The 2,201-nt window shown below is 54.4% G+C and carries 3 protein-coding genes; all 3 read left to right on the forward strand.

The window, feature by feature from the left end; translation table 11 throughout:
* Positions 1–312: 312 nt before the first annotated feature.
* Positions 313–726: a MarR family winged helix-turn-helix transcriptional regulator gene (locus tag SDD30_RS17270; protein ID WP_434076170.1), complete on the forward strand. Its 414-nt coding sequence runs from the start codon at positions 313–315 to the stop codon at positions 724–726.
* 26 nt (positions 727–752) lie between these two features.
* Entirely contained in the window at positions 753–1,553 is an 801-nt protein-coding gene (locus SDD30_RS17275) for an ABC transporter ATP-binding protein (protein ID WP_434076171.1), read from the forward strand.
* 22 nt (positions 1,554–1,575) lie between these two features.
* The coding region (locus SDD30_RS17280) for an ABC transporter permease (protein WP_434076172.1) at positions 1,576–2,201 on the forward strand (626 nt) is incomplete at its 3' end.

The raw sequence follows: 2,201 nt of genomic DNA on the forward strand, positions 1-2,201 counted from the left end.
TTATACCATATTTTTGCGGCATGAAGATGGGAAGAACCGCTAGCTAAATCTTTGGGCAGTAGAAGCCGCAGGCCTGCCTTTCCGGCCGTACATTTTTCACAGCTTTGGCCAGAGCTTTTTCCGGCCAGATAAAATACCTGGCCCGAAGTTCCGGGTGACCGACGGGTTTATTTAAATGCTCAATACTATCTATCCAGGTTGAAGCAACAATCTAATATATTGACGATAAAATAAATAGAGGTAAAATATGATTGCGGGAGCTTTTTTATGGCAGTTCTTACCTGGAGGTGATATACAATAGCGCAGCAAGATTTGGAAGGTATCACCGGCAGCCTGGTAGATGCTTTGTGGCAGTTCTGGCGCCTGTGGCGCCAGGTTTCTCATCCTGTGCGTAAAGGTAAAATCACACCTGAACAATACTGGCTCCTAAAGCGCCTGAAACATGCCGGTCCCCTTACTATCGGGGAACTGGCCGAGGGCCTGGGTATAACCAGCAGTTCGGCGACAACGGCGACCAAAAGGCTGGCGAAGATGGGGCTGGTAAAGCGGGACAGGCAGAAGGAGGATGAAAGGGTTGTCACCGTGGACCTCACCGACACCGGCCGGGAAATGCTGGAGCAATGGGCGAGCGAAAAACGGGCCGCCCTGGCGAGCTTATTGACGCCTCTAACGTTAGAGGAACGGCGCCTTCTTTTAGAGTTAATCAGCAAAATCAATCAAATGTAAAAGCTGGAGAGGGAGAAGCGAATGTCATGGCTTATTCCATAGAGGTGCAAGATCTGGCTAAACGCTTTGGAAGCCACGAAGCTGTCGCCGGTATAAATTTTAATATAGAAAAGGGCGAGGTGTTCGGCCTGCTGGGTCCCAACGGCGCCGGGAAAACGACCACTATCCGCATGCTGGCCACCCTGCTGCCGTCGACCTCCGGCAGGATCGTGGTTGAAGGGCTGGACGTGCTCCGCCAGGGCGGCCAGGTACGACAAGTAATCGGCTACGTCCCCCAGGCCCTCTCGGCGGATGGGACCCTGACGGGCTACGAAAACCTGCTGCTATTTGCCAAATTGCTGTGCCTGGACAGGCAAGAACGCGAAAAACGTATTGGAGACATCCTGGCCCTTCTTAACCTGCAAGAAGCCGCCCACAAGCTGGTGCGGGAGTATTCGGGGGGCATGGTACGGCGACTGGAGATAGGGCAGGCTATCCTGCACCGGCCGCAAGTGCTGATTTTAGACGAGCCGACGGTGGGGCTGGACCCGGTAGCCCGCCACACCGTCTGGAACACTTTAAAACAGCTACGTGAGGAAACCGGGCTGACAATATTGATTACCACTCACTATATGGAAGAAGCCGAAGCCGCCTGCCAGAGGGTGGCTATTATGAACCGCGGCCGGATTGTAGCCGAGGGCACGCCTGCCGAACTGAAAAAGGCAACCGGCAACCCCGGCGCCACTCTGGAGGACGTATTTACGTATTACACCGGCGACCAGTTAGAAACAGGGGGGAGTTTCCTTGAAATACGAAAGACGCGCCGTCGCGTCCAGCGATTCAACTGAAAAACCAATAAATACAGGCCTTATGCAACCTTTCGGCCCTGGTTCCGGCCTGCTGGCTTACCTTACAGGCGCTCTGGTGGTGGCGGAGATGGAGGTCCGTAAATTGCGCCACGACCCCACGGAATTATTTACCAGGGCCGTCCAGCCGGCTTTGTGGCTGCTTATATTCGGCCAGGCCTTTTCCCGCGTCCGGGCCATACCGACCGGCGGCGTCAGTTACCAGACCTTTATGGCGCCGGGGATCCTGGCCCAGTCCATGATGTTTATTGCCATTTTTTACGGCCTGAGCATAATCTGGGACCGGGACCAGGGCATCCTGCAAAAACTCCTGGCCATGCCGGTGCCGCGGGCTGCCTTTGTCACGGGCAAGGCTCTCGGGGCGGGCATTCGCGCCTTGAGCCAGGTGGTTATTATCCTTTTACTCGCTTTATTATTGCGCCTGGACATGCGCTGGAGCATGACCGGCATAGTTTTCAGCATGCTGACGATAATTTTGGGGGCCGCATTCTTTGCCACCTTGTCCATGATTTTTGCCGCCGTAGTAAAAACAAGGGAACGGTTTATGGGTGTGGGCCAGGTGATGACCATGCCTTTATTCTTTGCCAGTAACGCCCTTTACCCTATCAACATTATGCCGCCGTGGCTCCA

It is taken from the genome of Moorella naiadis (nom. illeg.) (assembly GCF_051020825.1).
Taxonomy (GTDB): Bacteria; Bacillota; DSM-521; order Neomoorellales; family Neomoorellaceae; genus Neomoorella; species Neomoorella naiadis.

Coding starts and splice junctions, on each gene's coding strand:
- SDD30_RS17275 (WP_434076171.1), top strand. CDS start 753: ATGGCTTATTCCATAGAGGTGCAAGATCTGGCTAAACGCTTTGGAAGC.